The organism is Streptomyces odonnellii, from assembly GCF_000981895.1.
In the GTDB taxonomy this organism is placed as follows: domain Bacteria; phylum Actinomycetota; class Actinomycetes; order Streptomycetales; family Streptomycetaceae; genus Streptomyces; species Streptomyces odonnellii.
This window is the reverse complement of sequence record NZ_LATD01000307.1, coordinates 1-16,128: the sequence shown is the minus strand read 5'-3', so window position 1 is coordinate 16,128 and position 16,128 is coordinate 1. Positions and strand designations below refer to the sequence as shown.

At 69.0% G+C, this 16,128-nt stretch carries 16 protein-coding genes; 3 read left to right on the top strand and 13 right to left on the bottom strand.

The window, feature by feature from the left end; genetic code table 11:
* Window positions 1–2 precede the first annotated feature (2 nt).
* From nuoK to WH07_RS26365, 11 genes are read right to left on the bottom strand one after another with little or no spacing between them, the layout of a single operon-like run.
* Window positions 3–302, bottom strand: a complete 300-nt coding sequence (gene nuoK, locus WH07_RS26415) for an NADH-quinone oxidoreductase subunit NuoK (RefSeq protein ID WP_046505044.1) — start codon at window positions 300–302, stop codon at window positions 3–5.
* Window positions 299–1,147: an NADH-quinone oxidoreductase subunit J gene (locus WH07_RS26410; RefSeq protein WP_046505042.1), complete on the bottom strand. Its 849-nt coding sequence runs from the start codon at window positions 1,145–1,147 to the stop codon at window positions 299–301. Before WH07_RS26410 ends, nuoK begins: the two co-directional genes overlap by 4 nt.
* Window positions 1,144–1,749: an NADH-quinone oxidoreductase subunit NuoI gene (gene nuoI / locus WH07_RS26405; protein ID WP_198533896.1), complete on the bottom strand. Its 606-nt coding sequence runs from the start codon at window positions 1,747–1,749 to the stop codon at window positions 1,144–1,146. Before nuoI ends, WH07_RS26410 begins: the two co-directional genes overlap by 4 nt.
* Entirely contained in the window at window positions 1,742–3,142 is a 1,401-nt protein-coding gene (nuoH, locus tag WH07_RS26400) for an NADH-quinone oxidoreductase subunit NuoH (protein WP_046505039.1), read from the bottom strand. The genes nuoI and nuoH overlap by 8 nt, the downstream gene beginning before the upstream one ends.
* Window positions 3,139–5,634 carry an NADH-quinone oxidoreductase subunit G gene (locus WH07_RS26395; protein ID WP_046505037.1) on the bottom strand — a complete coding sequence of 832 codons (2,496 nt, stop codon included), beginning with the start codon at window positions 5,632–5,634 and terminating at the stop codon, window positions 3,139–3,141. Before WH07_RS26395 ends, nuoH begins: the two co-directional genes overlap by 4 nt.
* The gene (nuoF, locus tag WH07_RS26390; RefSeq protein ID WP_046505034.1) at window positions 5,631–6,986 is read right to left on the bottom strand and encodes an NADH-quinone oxidoreductase subunit NuoF; all 1,356 of its coding nucleotides are present in this window, start codon (window positions 6,984–6,986) and stop codon (window positions 5,631–5,633) included. The genes WH07_RS26395 and nuoF overlap by 4 nt, the downstream gene beginning before the upstream one ends.
* Entirely contained in the window at window positions 6,986–7,801 is an 816-nt protein-coding gene (nuoE, locus tag WH07_RS26385; protein ID WP_046505072.1) for an NADH-quinone oxidoreductase subunit NuoE, read from the bottom strand. The genes nuoF and nuoE overlap by 1 nt, the downstream gene beginning before the upstream one ends.
* 35 nt (window positions 7,802–7,836) lie before the next feature.
* Window positions 7,837–9,171: an NADH-quinone oxidoreductase subunit D gene (locus WH07_RS26380; protein WP_046505031.1), complete on the bottom strand. Its 1,335-nt coding sequence runs from the start codon at window positions 9,169–9,171 to the stop codon at window positions 7,837–7,839.
* Entirely contained in the window at window positions 9,171–9,893 is a 723-nt protein-coding gene (locus tag WH07_RS26375; RefSeq protein ID WP_046505029.1) for an NADH-quinone oxidoreductase subunit C, read from the bottom strand. Before WH07_RS26375 ends, WH07_RS26380 begins: the two co-directional genes overlap by 1 nt.
* The gene (locus tag WH07_RS26370) at window positions 9,890–10,444 is read right to left on the bottom strand and encodes a NuoB/complex I 20 kDa subunit family protein (RefSeq protein ID WP_046505025.1); all 555 of its coding nucleotides are present in this window, start codon (window positions 10,442–10,444) and stop codon (window positions 9,890–9,892) included. The genes WH07_RS26375 and WH07_RS26370 overlap by 4 nt, the downstream gene beginning before the upstream one ends.
* A 19-nt stretch (window positions 10,445–10,463) precedes the next feature.
* Window positions 10,464–10,823 (bottom strand): NADH-quinone oxidoreductase subunit A, encoded by a 360-nt coding sequence (locus WH07_RS26365; protein WP_046505070.1) that lies wholly within the window; start codon window positions 10,821–10,823, stop codon window positions 10,464–10,466.
* 792 nt (window positions 10,824–11,615) lie between these two features.
* On the opposite strand from WH07_RS26365, the gene WH07_RS26360 reads away from it, so the two are divergent.
* A complete protein-coding gene (locus WH07_RS26360; RefSeq protein ID WP_046505022.1) occupies window positions 11,616–12,479 on the top strand; it encodes a C40 family peptidase in 864 nt (287 codons plus the stop codon).
* Window positions 12,480–12,749: 270 nt separating this feature from the next.
* Window positions 12,750–13,298 (top strand): glycoside hydrolase family 25 protein, encoded by a 549-nt coding sequence (locus WH07_RS26355; RefSeq protein ID WP_046505019.1) that lies wholly within the window; start codon window positions 12,750–12,752, stop codon window positions 13,296–13,298.
* 48 nt (window positions 13,299–13,346) lie between these two features.
* Here the strand turns inward: WH07_RS26355 and WH07_RS26350 are convergent, their stop codons facing one another.
* Window positions 13,347–14,633, bottom strand: coding sequence for a geranylgeranyl reductase family protein (locus WH07_RS26350; protein WP_046505017.1), 1,287 nt, complete (start codon window positions 14,631–14,633; stop codon window positions 13,347–13,349).
* Window positions 14,634–14,784: 151 nt separating this feature from the next.
* Between WH07_RS26350 and WH07_RS26345 the strand changes: the two genes are divergently transcribed.
* Complete coding sequence (locus WH07_RS26345) at window positions 14,785–15,306, top strand: GNAT family N-acetyltransferase (RefSeq protein ID WP_046505066.1); 522 nt, start codon at window positions 14,785–14,787, stop codon at window positions 15,304–15,306.
* A 101-nt stretch (window positions 15,307–15,407) separates the two neighbouring features.
* Here WH07_RS26345 and WH07_RS26340 read toward each other — a convergent pair whose 3' ends face one another.
* Complete coding sequence (locus tag WH07_RS26340; protein ID WP_046505014.1) at window positions 15,408–16,100, bottom strand: demethylmenaquinone methyltransferase; 693 nt, start codon at window positions 16,098–16,100, stop codon at window positions 15,408–15,410.
* Window positions 16,101–16,128 lie beyond the last annotated feature (28 nt).

The window sequence follows — 16,128 nt, the reverse complement described above, 5'->3', positions numbered from 1 at the left end:
CCTCAGAGCTTCATCAGGCTGGCGTCGTCGACCGAGGCCGAGTGGCGGGAACGGAACACGGACACGATGATCGCCAGCCCGACCACGACCTCCGCGGCGGCGACGACCATGGTGAAGAAGGCGATGATCTGCCCGTCGAGATTGCCGTGCAGCCGGGAGAAGGTCACGAACGCGAGATTGCAGGCGTTGAGCATCAGCTCGACACACATGAACACCACGATCGCGTTCCGCCGGATCAGCACACCGGCGGCCCCGATGGTGAACAGCAGGGACGCGAGATAGAGGTAGTACACGGGGTTCATGAGTTGACCTCCTCCTCGTCGCGGCCCAGCCGCTCCGCCGACCGCCGCTCCAGGGCCTTGAGGTCCGCGATCGCCTCGTTCGACACATCGCGGATCTGGCCCCGGGCCTTCAGCGTCTTGTTGACCGTCAGCTCGGAGGCCGTGCCGTCGGGCAGCAGGCCGGCGATGTCCACCGCGTTGTGCCGGGCGTAGACACCGGGCGCGGGCAGCGGCGGGAGCTGGGTGCCCTTCCGTACCCGCTCCTCCGCCATCTCCCGCTGAGTCATGGCCCGTTCGGTGCGCTCGCGGTGCGTGAGCAGCATCGCGCCGACGGACGCGGTGATCAGCAGGGCGCCGGTGATCTCGAAGGCGAAGACGTACTTGGTGAAGAGCAGGGCGGCCAGTCCCTCGACATTGCCGCCGGCGTTGGCCTGGCCTAGTCCGGTGAAGGAGTTCAGCGAGGCGTTGCCGATCCCCGCGATCAGCAGGACGCCGAAGCCGACCCCGCAGAGGGCGGCCAGCCAGCGCTGCCCCTTGAGCGTCTCCTTGAGGGAGTCGGCTGCCGTGACACCCACCAGCATGACCACGAAGAGGAACAGCATCATGATCGCGCCGGTGTAGACGATGATCTGGACGACGCCCAGGAAGTAGGCGCCGTTGGCCAGATAGAAGACCGCCAGGACGATCATCGTCCCGGCGAGACTGAGCGCGCTGTGCACGGCTTTCTTCATCAGGATCGTACAGAGCGCGCCGACCACCGCGACGGTGCCGAGGATCCAGAACTGGATGGCCTCGCCCGTCGAGGTGGCCGAAGCGGCGGAGGTCACGGACGCCAGCGAGCCGGCGGAGGCTGCGAGCGTGCTCATGCGCGCGCCTCCTCGTCGGACGGGTGCTCGCCCTTGCTCACCGCGACCTGCCGGACCGTGCCGGGCGCGGCCTCGGTGACCAGCCCCCGGTAGTAGTCCTGTTCGTCCGTGCCGGGGAAGATCGAGTGCGGAGTCTCGACCATTCCTTCCTCAAGTCCCGCGAGGAGCTGCTCCTTCGTATAGATCAGGTTCTCGCGGGAGCTGTCGGCCAGCTCGAAGTCATTGGTCATGGTGAGCGCCCTGGTCGGGCAGGCCTCGATGCACAGTCCGCAGAGGATGCAGCGCGCGTAATTGATCTGGTACACGCGGCCGTACCGCTCACCCGGGGAGTAGCGCTCCTCCTCGGTGTTGTCCGCGCCCTCCACATAGATGGCGTCCGCCGGGCAGGCCCAGGCGCACAGCTCGCAGCCGATGCACTTCTCCAGGCCGTCCGGATGCCGGTTGAGCTGGTGCCGGCCGTGGAAGCGCGGAGCCGTCACCTTCTGCTGTTCCGGATACTGCTCCGTCAGCCGCCTCTTGAACATGGCCTTGAAGGTCACGCCGAAGCCGGCCACCGGATTCCGGGGAGGACGGGGGATGTCCCCGTGCGAAGAGTCAGACACCGTCAGCCTCCTTTCCGTCACTCTCGGTACCGTCACTCACAGTATTGCCCCCGCCACTGACAATGAGTTCGCGCTCGCCCCGCGGCCGCCTGCGCGGTACGGGCGGGAGCGTCTGTCCTGGCAGCGGTGGTACGGGGAATCCGCCCGCCATCGGGTCGAAGGCGGGGGGTTCGGGCTCCCTCGCCGCGGCGGCCTTCTCCTGCTTGTCCCGGAAGACGTCCACGACGAAGGAGAGCAGCAGCAGTGCGATGACCGCCCCGCCGACGTACAGCACGATCGACTGGAAGTCGTAGTTCTCGTTCCGCAGGGCCCGTACGGTCGCGACGAGCATCAGCCAGACCACCGAGACCGGGATCAGGACCTTCCAGCCGAGCTTCATGAGCTGGTCGTAGCGGACCCGGGGCAGGGTGCCGCGCAGCCAGATGAAGAAGAAGAGGAGGAGCTGGACCTTGACGACGAACCAGAGCATCGGCCACCAGCCGTGGTTCGCGCCCTCCCAGAAGGTGGAGATGGGCCAGGGGGCGCGCCAGCCGCCGAGGAAGAGGGTGGTCGCGACGGCCGAGACGGTCACCATGTTGACGTACTCGGCGAGCATGAACATCGCGAACTTGATCGACGAGTACTCGGTGTTGAAGCCGCCGACCAGGTCGCCCTCGGACTCCGGCATGTCGAAGGGGGCGCGGTTGGTCTCGCCCACCATGGTGACGATGTAGATGATGAAGGAGACCGGCAGCAGGATGATGTACCAGCGGTCGGCCTGGGCCTCGACGATCGCCGACGTCGACATCGAGCCGGAGTAGAGGAAGACCGAGGCGAACGCGGCGCCCATGGCGATCTCGTACGAGATCATCTGCGCGCACGAGCGCAATCCGCCGAGCAGGGGATACGTCGAGCCGGACGACCAGCCGGCGAGGACGATGCCGTAGATCCCGACCGAGGCGACGGCGAGGACGTAGAGCATCGCGATCGGCAGGTCGGTGAGCTGCATCGTGGTGCGGTGGCCGAAGATCGAGATCTCGTTGCCGGACGGGCCGAACGGGATCACGGCGATCGCCATGAAGGCCGGCACCGCGGCGACGATCGGCGCCAGGACATAGACGACCTTGTCCGCGCGCTTGACGATGACGTCTTCCTTCAGCATCAGCTTGATGCCGTCGGCGAGCGACTGGAGCATGCCCCAGGGACCGTGCCGGTTGGGGCCGATCCGGAGCTGCATCCACGCGACGACCTTGCGCTCCCACACGATGGAGAAGAGCACGGTCACCATCAGGAACGCGAAGCAGAAGACCGCCTTGATGGCCACGAGCCACCAGGGGTCGCGGCCGAACATCGACAGGTCCTCGGCGGCGAGGACCGTCTGGGGAGCCGTCGCGAAATGGGCGAGGGCGGTCATGCGCGCACCTCCGGTGCCGGGTTGGCCGGGCCGATACGGACCAGCGTGCCGGGGCGTGACCCGGTGTCCGCGAGAACACCGCCGCCCGTGGAGTTCAGCGGCAGCCACACGACCCGGTCGGGCATCTCCGTCACCAGCAGCGGCAGAGTGACCGTGCCCGCGGGGCCTGTGACGGCCAGTTCGTCGCCGTCCTTGACGCCCGTCTCGGCGGCCGTCGTGGCGGAGAGCCGGGCGACCGCGGCGTGGCGGGTGCCCGCCAGTGCCTCGTCGCCCTCCTGGAGCCTGCCCTGGTCGAGCAACAGCCGGTGGCCCGCGAGAACGGCCTCGCCGTCGCCGGGGCGCGGCACCGGACGGGACGACTCCAGCGGTTCCGCGGCGCGCTCCCCGTCCCAGCCGCCGAGCCGGTCGAGCTCGGCTCGTACGGCCCTGAGGTCGGGCAGCGCGAGATGCGTGTCCAGCGCGTCCGCCAGCATGTGCAGCACCCGCGCGTCGCTCGGCGCGAGCCGCCGGGTCATCTGCTCGGGCTTGAGCGCGGCCTCGAACGGCCGGGCCCTGCCCTCCCAGTTGAGGAAGGTCCCCGGCTTCTCCGCGACCGCGGCGACCGGGAAGACCACATCGGCCCGCTCGGTGATCTCGGTCGGCCGCAGCTCCAGCGAGACGAGGAAGCCGACCGCGTCCAGCGCCGCGCGCGCCGCCGCCGGGTCCGGCAGGTCCGCGACCTCGACACCCGCGACGACCAGGGCGCCGAGCTGTCCGGTGGCGGCGGCCTCGATGATCTGGCCGGTGTCGCGCCCGAAGGAGTGCGGCAGTTCGCGTACGCCCCAGACCGCCGCGGTCTCCTCACGGGCCCGCGGGTCGGTGGCGGGGCGGCCGCCGGGCAGCAGCGCGGGGAGCGCGCCCGCCTCCAGTGCGCCGCGCTCGCCCGCCCGCCGGGGGATCCAGGCCAGCTTGGCGCCGGTCGCGGTGGCGGCCCGCGCCGCGGCGGTGAGCCCGCCGGGAACGCCCGCGAGCCGCTCGCCGACGACGATCACCGCGCCGGGCGCGCGCAGCGCCTCGGCGGCGCGGATCCCGTCGCCCTCCAGACCGGTCTGCGAGGCGAGCGCGTCCAGCCACTCGGTCTCGGTGCCGGGCGCGGCCGGCAGCAGCGTGCCCCCGGCCTTCTCCAGACCGCGGGTGACATGGGTGGCGAGCGAGAAGGTGCGCTGGCCGTGCTTGCGGTGTGCCTTGCGCAGCCGCAGGAAGACGCCGGGCGCCTCCTCCTCGGACTCGAAGCCCACGAGCAGGACCGTCGGCGCCTGCTCCAGCGTGCCGTAGGTCAGGCCCGTACCGTCCAGGTCACGGCCCCGTCCCGCGATATGCGCGGCGAGGAACTCGGCCTCCTCGGCGCTGTGCACGCGCGCGCGGAAGTCGATGTCGTTCGTGTCGAGGGCGATCCGGGCGAACTTGGCGTACGCGTACGAGTCCTCCACGGTGAGCCGGCCGCCCGCCAGCACGCCCGCCCGGCCGCGGGCGGCGCCCAGACCGCGGGCCGCGGCCTCCAGCGCCTCGGGCCAGCTCGCCGGTTCCAGGACACCGTCCTCGTTCCGTACGAGCGGAGTGGTGAGCCGGTCGGGCTTCTGCGCGTAACGGAAGCCGAACCGCCCCTTGTCGCAGATCCACTCCTCGTTGACCTCGGGGTCGTCCGCCGCCATCCGCCGCATGACCTTGCCGCGCCGGTGGTCGGTACGGGTCGCGCAGCCGCCCGCGCAGTGCTCGCAGACACCCGGCGAGGACACCAGGTCGAACGGGCGGGAGCGGAAGCGGTACGCCGCCGAGGTCAGCGCGCCGACCGGGCAGATCTGGATGGTGTTCCCGGAGAAGTACGACTCGAAGGGGTCGCCCTCGCCGGTGCCCACCTGCTGGAGGGCGCCGCGCTCCAGCAGCTCGATCATCGGGTCGCCCGCGATCTGGTTGGAGAACCGGGTGCAGCGCGCGCAGAGCACGCACCGCTCGCGGTCGAGCAGCACCTGGGTGGAGATCGGTACGGGCTTCTCGAAGGTACGCTTCCTGCCCTCGAAGCGGGTGTCCGGGTCGCCGACCTGCATCGCCTGGTTCTGGAGCGGGCACTCGCCGCCCTTGTCGCAGACCGGGCAGTCCAGCGGGTGGTTGATGAGCAGCAGCTCCATCACCCCGCGCTGCGCCTTCTCGGCGACCGGCGAGGTCAACTGCGACTTGACGACCATGCCGTCGGTGCAGGTGATGGTGCAGGAGGCCATCGGCTTGCGCTGGCCCTCGACCTCGACGATGCACTGCCGGCAGGCGCCGGCCGGGTCGAGGAGCGGATGGTCGCAGAAGCGCGGGATCTCGATGCCGAGCAGCTCGGCGGCGCGGATCACCAGGGTCCCCTTGGGGACGGAGATCTCGATGCCGTCGATCGTCAGCGAGACGAGGTCCTCGGGCGGGACCGGGGCCTCACCGCTCCCGGAGTGGGCGGCCGACGTGGTGACGGTCATGCGTTCACCTCCAGGTGGTTGTCCGCCCAGACGGTCGACTTGGACGGGTCGAAGGGGCAGCCCTTGCCGGTGATGTGCTGCTCGTACTCCTCGCGGAAGTACTTCAGCGAGGAGAAGATCGGGGCGGCGGCGCCGTCGCCGAGGGCGCAGAACGACTTGCCGTTGATGTTGTCGGCGATGTCGTTGAGCTTGTCGAGGTCGGACATCCGGCCCTTGCCCGCCTCGATGTCGCGGAGCAACTGGACGAGCCAGTACGTGCCTTCACGGCAGGGCGTGCACTTGCCGCACGACTCGTGCGCGTAGAACTCGGTCCAGCGGGTGACGGCCCGTACGACACAGGTGGTCTCGTCGAAGCACTGGAGCGCCTTGGTGCCGAGCATGGAGCCCGCGGCACCCACGCCCTCGTAGTCCAGCGGGACATCGAGGTGCTCGTCGGTGAACATCGGGGTCGAGGAGCCGCCCGGCGTCCAGAACTTGAGCCGGTGGCCCTTGCGGATGCCGCCGCCCATGTCGAGGAGCTGGCGCAGGGTGAGGCCGAGGGGCCCTTCGTACTGGCCGGGGTTGGTGACATGCCCGCTGAGCGAGTAGAGCGTGAAGCCGGGGGACTTCTCGCTGCCCATGGACCTGAACCAGTCCTTGCCGCGGTGCAGGATGGCGGGAACCGACGCGATCGACTCGACGTTGTTCACCACAGTGGGGCAGGCGTACAGACCCGCGACCGCCGGGAAGGGGGGACGCAGCCGGGGCTGTCCGCGACGGCCCTCCAGGGAGTCCAGCAGCGCGGTCTCCTCGCCGCAGATGTACGCGCCCGCGCCCGCGTGCACGGTGACATCGAGATCGAGTCCGCTGCCCAGGATGTTCTTGCCGAGATAGCCCGCCGCATAGGCCTCGCGGACCGCTTCGTGCACCCTGCGCAGTACGGGGACGACCTCGCCGCGCAGATAGATGAAGGCGTGCTGCGAGCGGATCGCGTAGCAGGCGATCACGATTCCCTCGATGAGGGAGTGCGGATTGGCGAAGAGAAGGGGGATGTCCTTGCAGGTGCCGGGTTCCGACTCGTCCGCGTTGACGACGAGATAGTGCGGTTTGCCGTCGCCCTGTGGAATGAACTGCCATTTCATCCCGGTGGGGAAGCCGGCGCCGCCGCGTCCGCGCAGCCCGGATTCCTTGACGTACGCGATGAGGTCGTCGGGCGCCATCGCGAGGGCCTTCTTCAGGCCCTCGTATCCGTCGTGCCGCTCATAGGTGGCCAGGGTCCAGGATTCTGGCTGGTCCCAGAAGGCGGACAGAACGGGGGCGAGGAGCTTCTCGGGACTCGTCCCGTTCTCGTCCAGCTCGGCTGTCATGGTCATCACTCCCCCTCCTCTGTGACGGGGCCGGCCGGGTGGGCGGGGTCGGAGGCCGACGTCTGCTGCGGTGCGTCGTGCGAGCTGAGGTGCTGCGAGCCCGGCTGCGGTTCGTCGCGCGGGGCCTCCGAGTCGCGGGGGCGGACCACGCGCGGCCGGGGCGGCTCGCCCTTGGCCAGCCGCAGTCCGGTCAGCGACGCGGGTCCGGCGCCGCCGGTGGCCTCGACGGCGCCGGGGCGCTCGTCGGGGAAGCCGGCCAGGATGCGAGCGGTCTCCTTGTACGTGCAGAGGGGGGCGCCACGGGTGGGCGCCACGGGACGGCCCTCACGGAGGTCGTCGACGAGCCGCTTGGCGCTCTCGGGCGTCTGGTTGTCGAAGAACTCCCAGTTCACCATCACCACGGGCGCGAAGTCGCAGGCCGCGTTGCACTCGATGTGTTCGAGAGTGACCTTGCCGTCCTCGGTCGTCTCGTTGTTGCCGACGCCGAGGTGCTCCTTCAGCTCGTCGAAGATGGCGTCGCCGCCCATCACCGCACAGAGCGTGTTCGTACAGACACCGACCTGGTAGTCGCCGCCCGGCTTGCGCCGGTACATGGAGTAGAAGGTGGCGACGGCCGTGACCTCGGCGGTGTTCAGGTCGAGCACTTCGGCACAGAAGGCCATGCCCGTACGGGACACATGGCCCTCCTCCGACTGCACGAGGTGGAGCAGGGGGAGCAGCGCGGAGCGCGAGCCGGGGTAGCGGGCGATGATCTCCTTGGCGTCCGCTTCGAGCCTGGCCCGTACATCGGCCGGGTAGTCGGGGGCGGGGAGCTGGGGCATTCCCAGGCTGACCCCGGAGTTGGGCGGTGTGGCGGTCACCGGTCGACGCCTCCCATCACGGGGTCGATGGACGCGACGGCGACGATGACATCGGCGACCTGGCCGCCCTCGCACATGGCCGCCATGGCCTGAAGGTTGGTGAAGGACGGGTCGCGGAAGTGGACCCGGTAGGGGCGCGTGCCGCCGTCGGAGACGACATGCGCGGCCAGCTCGCCCTTGGGCGACTCGACCGCCGCGTACGCCTGTCCCGGCGGGACCCGGAAGCCCTCCGTCACCAGCTTGAAGTGATGGATCAGAGCCTCCATGGACGTGCCCATGATGTTCTTGATGTGGTCGAGCGAGTTGCCCAGGCCGTCCGGGCCGAGGGCGAGCTGCGCCGGCCAGGCGATCTTCTTGTCGGCGACCATCACCGGGCCCGGCTCCAGCCGGTCCAGGCACTGCTCGACGATGCGGAGCGACTGGCGCATCTCCTCGAGACGGATGAGGAAACGGCCGTACGAGTCGCAGGAGTCGGCGGTCGGCACGTCGAACTCGAAGGTCTCGTAACCGCAGTACGGGTCGGACCTGCGCAGATCGTGCGGGAGCCCGGCGGAGCGCAGGATCGGGCCGGTGGCGCCCAGCGCCATGCAGCCGGCCAGGTCGAGATAGCCGACGTCCTGCATACGGGCCTTGAAGATCGGGTTGCCGGTGGCCAGCTTGTCGTACTCCGGCAGGTTCTTCCTGAGCGTCTTCACCAGCTCGCGGAGATGGTCGACGGCGCCCGGGGGCAGGTCCTGGGCGAGTCCGCCGGGCCGGATGAACGCGTGGTTCATCCGCAGGCCGGTGATCAGCTCGTAGGCATCGAGAATCAGTTCACGATCACGGAAGCCATAGATCATGATCGTGGTCGCGCCCAGCTCCATGCCGCCGGTGGCGATACAGACCAGGTGCGAGGAGAGCCGGTTCAGCTCCATCAGCAGGACCCGCAGCAGCGTGGCGCGGTCCGGGATGTCGTCCTCGATGCCGAGCAGCTTCTCCACGCCCAGGCAGTACGCCGTCTCGTTGAAGAACGAGGTCAGGTAGTCCATGCGCGTGACGAAGGTGGTGCCCTGCGTCCAGTTGCGGAATTCGAGGTTCTTCTCGATCCCGGTGTGCAGATAGCCGATGCCGCAGCGGGCCTCGGTGACGGTCTCGCCCTCGATCTCCAGGATCAGCCGCAGCACCCCGTGGGTGGAGGGGTGCTGGGGACCCATGTTGACTACGATCCGCTCGTCGTCCGCCTTGGCGGCGGACTGGACGACCTCGTCCCAGTCGCCGCCGGTGACGGTGTAGACCGTGCCCTCGGTGGTCGCCCTGGGGGTGGCGTGCGGGGTTTCGTGGGGTGCAGACATCAGGAGTACGACCTCCGCTGGTCCGGAGCCGGGATCTGGGCGCCCTTGTACTCGACGGCGATACCGCCGAGGGGGTAGTCCTTGCGCTGCGGGAAGCCCTGCCAGTCGTCCGGCATCATGATCCGGGTCAGCGCGGGATGGCCCTCGAAGATCAGGCCGAAGAAGTCGTACGTCTCGCGCTCGTGCCAGTCGTTGGTCGGATAGACCGCGACCAGGGACGGGACATGCGGGTCGGCGTCCGGGGCGGTGACCTCCAGCCGGATCAGCCGGCCATGGGTGAGCGAGCGCAGATGGTAGACGGCGTGCAGCTCACGGCCCTGGTCACCGGGGAAGTGGACGCCCGAGACACCGGTGCACAGCTCGAAGCGGAGCGCGGGGTCGTCACGGAGTGTGCGCGCCACTTGTACGAGGTGTTCCCGGGCGATGTGGAAGGTCAGCTCGCCGCGGTCGACGACGGTCTTCACGATGGCGTTCCCGGGGACGAGCCCCTGCTCCTCCAGGGCGCCTTCGAGTTCGTCGGCGATCTCGTCGAAGACACCGCCGGGGCCGCCGTACGGCCGGGCCGAGGCGCCCGGCATGGTCACGGTCCTCACGAGACCGCCGTAGCCGGAGGTGTCGCCGCCGTTGTTGGCGCCGAACATGCCCTTCCGTACGCCGATGACCTCACCGGTGTCGTCGCGGGGGGACGGAACGTTATTTCCGGATCGCTGCTCGTCGGTCACCGCAGCAGCCCCTTCATCTCGATCGTCGGGAGTGCCTTGAGCGCCGCTTCCTCCGCCTCACGGGCCGCTTCCTCGGCGTTGACCCCGAGCTTGGAACTCTGGATCTTCTGGTGGAGCTTGAGGATGGCGTCCATCAGCATCTCGGGGCGCGGCGGGCAGCCGGGCAAATAGATGTCAACAGGGACGATGTGATCAACGCCCTGGACAATCGCGTAATTATTGAACATCCCGCCCGAAGACGCACAAACCCCCATGGAAATCACCCACTTGGGATTGGGCATCTGGTCATAGACCTGCCTCAGGACCGGCGCCATCTTCTGACTCACCCGTCCGGCCACGATCATGAGGTCGGCCTGCCGCGGGGAGCCGCGGAAGACCTCCATGCCGAACCGCGCCAGGTCGTACCGTCCGGCGCCGGTCGTCATCATCTCGATGGCACAGCAGGCGAGGCCGAAGGTGGCGGGGAAGACGGACGACTTCCGCACCCAGCCCGACGCCTGCTCGACAGTGGTGAGCAGAAAACCGCTCGGCAGCTTCTCTTCGAGTCCCATTGGTGCCCCCTTGGCCCCTTTAGTCCCATTCTAGGCCGCCGCGCCGCCATACATAGGCGTAGGCGACGAAGACGGTGAGCACGAAGAGCAGCATCTCCACGAGCCCGAAAATCCCGAGCGCGTCGAAGGTGACGGCCCAGGGGTAAAGGAAGACGATCTCGATGTCGAAGACGATGAAGAGCATCGCCGTCAGGTAGTACTTGATGGGGAAACGGCCGCCGCCCGCCGGTGTGGGCGTGGGCTCGATACCGCACTCGTACGCCTCAAGTTTCGCCCGGTTGTACCGCTTTGGGCCGATAAGCGTGGCCATGACCACGGAGAAGATGGCAAACCCAGCCCCGAGGGCGCCGAGCGCGAGGATCGGCGCGTAGGAATTCACGCTCCTCAGCTCCTTCCAGTCGTCCTTGACCGATGGACCGCACCGGGCGTTCACCTCGCCGCCCCACCCCCGATCATTGAAGATCGCGTACATGTGAGGCAGTTCACAAGCCCGACTGCCCCGCATCCTATGCCCGGGGGTCTGTGATCTGCGACACGGGGTACAGCAACACCTTTGTGATCTCCACCACCTGACGAACGATCATGAAGTCGGATGAGCGGTGATCTTCGTACGCGAAGCGGCCGGGCCCTCACGAGATGTGACATCCGCGCCCGTTCGCGCTGGTCGGAGGCGTGCGCCACTACCAAGAGATGCACCGTACAGGCAAATTGGCGATGAGATGCCCCGGAGTGGTATGGGGCGGGGATTCCCTCGCGCGAGGGAGCCCCGGAAAGCGAAGTGGACACGTGCGCGCGTTCACGAGCGAGCGGGGACGGCCCCGCGAGCACCCCGGCTCACCCGCGTACGGGCCGACCGCCGGACACGCACGGCCGACCGCCGGACTCCATGATCGTTCCGACCGTGGATAGTGACCATCCTGTGACCTGTGCCACTTCGCACCACCCCCAAGAGAAGCGGGCTTGGCCATGAACGTAAAGGGGTGGTAAGCAGCGGGCAATTCGGACCTTTTCTCGAAAGACCGCGATCAACACCATGATCACTCGCGCCCGTTTTGCCCTTTACGGCGTCAATAAAAGTTCCAAGAAAGCGGATTCACAGATTCCGAACGTAACTGTGGCGCAATACACGATGCTTGACGGGAACCAGGTCACTCCTGATAGCGGTGTACTCATGTCCCACACCGCTCACATACCCAGCCACCGGAAACCCCGCCGCGGAGCCTCCAAGGTCTCGATCCGTGCCGGAGTCGCCGGTGGCGTCCTCAGCACGATCGCGGTGGCAGGTGCCGCCGGTCCGGCGCAGGCCGAGCCGGTGACCGAGACCATCGAAATGCCCACGCTCACATCCGGGCTCGCAGGCGCCGTCGCACAGTCCGCCGACGCCACCCAGAGGGTCGCGTTCAACCTTGAGTTGACCGCCCAGGAGAACGCCGCGGCCACCAAGGCCGCGCAGACCGCCAAGACGGCCAGGGCCGAGGCGCAGCGCAAGGCGGAGGCAGCGGCGAAGAAGAAGGCCGCCGAGGCCGCCGCCCGCGCGGAGGCCGCCGCCAAGGCCAGGGCCGACGCAGCCGCCCGTGCGTCCCGTACCGCCGAGCGCACCAAGCTCGCCGCGGCCTCGTCGAGCAGCGACTCGGGCTCCAGCACGGCGAGTACGGCCACGAAGACCGCCACGAAGGCGACGGGCTCCGCGGCTTCGGTCATCGCCTTCGTCCAGGCGCAGCTCGGCGACGCGTATGTGATGGGCGCGACGGGCCCCAACACCTGGGACTGCTCCGGCCTGGTGCAGGCCGCGTACAAGCAGATCGGTATCGATCTCCCGCGGGTCTCGCAGGACCAGTCGACAGCCGGCACCCAGGTCTCGCTGAGCAACCTCCAGCCCGGCGACATCCTCTACTGGGGCGGCGCGGGCAGCGCGTACCACACCGCGATCTATGTGGGCGGCGGCGAGTTCATCGGCGCGCAGAACCCCAGCTCCGGCGTGGTCCAGCACGCCCTGGACTGGGACGAGCCGAGCGGCGCGGTGCGCGTGCTCTGAGGCAGGCAGACCGGTACGCGTGCACGTACGAGTACGTGCACGGGCGCCACGACCGTACGGCGAAGGCCCGCATCCCGCTCGGGGGGTTGCGGGCCTTCGCCGTCGGCCCGGCTCCGTGACCGACCGAACTTCATATCGCGGTCGTTCACCGATTCCGCATTCGCACATATCACCGCCGACCCCGCCGTGATGGGCGGCAATCGCTCCTGGGTAGGACAGGCATGAGCGCTTCGCAGCAATGCCCGCCCCCCACTACAGGAGCCAGCGCACATGACCGTCCATGGGATCGACGTTTCGTCGCATCAAAGTTCGACCTACAGTACGAGCGGCCTCTCGTTCGTCTTTGTGAAAGCCACCGAGGGGGTCTCGTACATCAATCCGCGGATGGTCCAGCAGGCCGCCCATGGGCGGAAAGCGGGGCTGGTGGTGGGGTTCTACCATTTTCTGCGGCCCGGGGACATGAAGGCGCAGGCGCGGTATTTCGTGGAGGAGTGCGCCAGCGTCGAGAGGGACCCGCTGTTCGCGGACTGGGAGGACACCGGGGTGTCCTGTGCCGAGAAGGACGCGTTCCTCGCGGAGGTGAAGCGGCTGCGCGGGGCGACCCATCGGGTGGGGCTCTACTGCGGGCAGTACTTCTGGCTGCACCGGGACACCACCAGCAATGCCGGCGACGCCCTGTGGATCGCGGACTATGTGACGCCCGGCGAGCCCCGGATCAAAGCGAAGTGGAAGTTCCACCAGTACACCGACAGCCCGGTCGACACGAACGTCGGCGCGTTCGCGGACCGGGCCGCGCTGCGGAAGTGGACCGAGGGGTAGGCCCCGTCCGGCGGCGGGTGCTCCCCCGCCCCGGCTGCCCGCCCCGGCTCATGCCTTCGGGGCCACCTTCGACAGGCCGTTGATGATCCGGTCCATCGCGTCCCCGCCCGTCGGGTCCGTCAGGTTCGCCAGCATCTTCAGCGTGAACTTCATCAGCAGCGGATGCGTCAGCCCGCGCTGCGTCGCCAGCTTCATGATCTTCGGGTTGCCGATCAGCTTCACGAACGCCCGGCCCAGCGTGTAGTAGCCGCCGTAAGTGTCCTTGAGAACCTTCGGATAGTGGTGCAGGGCCATCTCGCGCTGGGCGGGCGTGGCGCGGGCATGCGCCTGGACGATGACGTCCGCGGCGATCTGGCCCGACTCCATGGCGTACGCGATGCCCTCACCGTTGAACGGGTTGACCAGACCGCCCGCGTCCCCCACCAGCAACAGCCCGCGCGTGTAGTGCGGCTGGCGGTTGAATGCCATCGGCAGCGCGGCGCCGCGGATCGGCATCGTCATGTTCTCCGGGGTGTACCCCCAGTCCTCCGGCATCGACGCGCACCACGCCTTCAGCACCTCGCGCCAGTCCAGCTCCTTGAACGAGGCCGAGGTGTTGAGGACGCCCAGGCCGACATTGGACGTACCGTCGCCCATCCCGAAGATCCAGCCGTACCCCGGCAGCAGCCGGTCCTGGCCCGGCCCGCGCCGGTCCCAGAGTTCCAGCCAGGACTCCAGATAGTCGTCGTCGTGCCGGGGCGAGGTGAAGTACGTACGGACCGCCACGCCCATCGGCCGGTCCTCGCGCCGGTGCAGGCCCATCGCGAGCGACAGCCGCGTGGAGTTGCCGTCCGCCGCGACAACGAGCGGCGCGTGGAAGGTGACCGGCGTTTTCTCCTCGCCCAGCTTGGCGTGCACACCGGTGATACGGCCCGTGCGCTCGTCGGTGATCGGGGCGCCGACATTGCACCGCTCGTACAGCCGCGCACCGGCCTTCTGCGCCTGCCGGGCCAACTGCTCGTCGAAATCGTCCCTCTTGCGGACCAGTCCGTAGTCCGGGTACGCGGCCAGATCCGGCCAGTCGAGCTGGAGCCGCACGCCGCCGCCGATGATCCGCAGCCCCTTGTTGCGCAGCCAGCCCGCCTCTTCCGAGATGTCGATGCCCATCGACACGAGCTGCTTGGTGGCACGCGGGGTGAGCCCGTCGCCGCAGACCTTCTCACGCGGGAACGCCGTCTTCTCCAGCAGCAGGACGTCCAGGCCTGCCTTGGCCAGGTAGTACGCGGTCGTGGAACCGGCGGGACCGGCGCCGACGACGATCACGTCCGCGGTGTTCTCGGAGAGGGGCTCGGTCACGGCGGGTTCTCCCGAAGACTCGAAATTGCGTACCGGACGGCACGGGACATGTGCAGTCTATGGGGGCGCACCGACACCCCCACCGATGCCTCCGGTGATGCGTCGACGCGTCCGGCGATGCCTCCAGCGAAGGGCTGTCCCTGTGAACGACATGACCACGCCGCTTCCCGTCCCCGTGGTGCGGCTCCGGGTCCCCACCGAGGAGGACGCCCTGAGCTGGCACCGGGTCTTCGACGACCCCGAGGTGATGGAGTTCCACGGCGGGGTGCCGGCGGAGCTCTCGGTGTACGAGGAGCTGACCGCCCGGCAGCGCAAGCACGACGCCCAACTCGGCTTCTGCTTCTGGACGATGCTGGGCGAGGACGGCGAGGTGACCGGCTTCACCGGCGCGCAGCCCTGGCCGCACGAGTCGTTCGGGCCGGTCGGCGAGATCGAGATCGGCTGGCGCCTGGGGCGGGCGCACTGGGGCCGCGGTTACGCGACGGCCGCCGCGCGGACCACGCTGGAACGGGTACGGGCGGCGGGTGTCGGCCGGGTCGTGGCGATGGTGAACGCGCGCAACGAACGGTCGGTGGCGGTGACACGGCGGCTGGGGATGGAGCTGGCGGAGACGTACCCGTTCACGGCGCGGGGGGTCGAAGAGCGGGCGTACTGCTTCCGATTGGAGCTGTAGGCCTCCCGGCTCCGGGGCTGCGGTGCCGGGGGCCGCGGTGCGGGCGTCGCCGCAGGCGCCGGGTGCGGATCAGTGCTGACCGGATCGGTGCCGGGTGCGGATCAGTGCCGTACGCCCCTGTGCAGGGCCACGATCCCGCCCGTCAGATTCCGCCACGCCACCTTGGACCAGCCCGCCGCCTGGAGCCGGGCCGCGAGTGCGGGCTGGTCCGGCCAGGCGCGGATGGACTCGGCGAGATAGACGTACGCGTCGGGGTTGGAGGAGACGGCGCGCGCGGCCGGCGGGAGCGCGCGCATCAGGTACTCGGTGTAGACGGTCCTGAACGGCGCCCACGTCGGGTGCGAGAACTCGCAGATCACGATGCGTCCGCCGGGCTTGGTCACGCGGTACAGCTCGCGCAGCGCGCGGTCCGTGTCCTGGACGTTGCGCAGGCCGAAGGAGATCGTCACCGCGTCGAAGACCTCGTCCGCGAACGGCAGCCGGGTCGCGTCGCCCGCCGTGAACGGCATCCAGGGATGGCGCCGCTTGCCCTCGCGCAGCATGCCCTGGGAGAAGTCACAGGGGACGACATACGCGCCGGTGGCGGCGAAGGGCTGGGAGGAGGTGGCGGTGCCGGCGGCGAGGTCGAGGACCTTTTCGGCGGGGCGGGCGTGGACGGCCCTGGCGACGGCCTTGCGCCAGACTCGGTCCTGGCCGAGCGAGAGCACGTCGTTGGTGAGGTCGTAGTTGGCCGCCACGTCGTCGAACATGGAGGCGACTTCGTGCGGCTGCTTGTCCAGGGATGCGCGGGTCACTCGGCCATTGTGTCCCCCACCCCGCCCC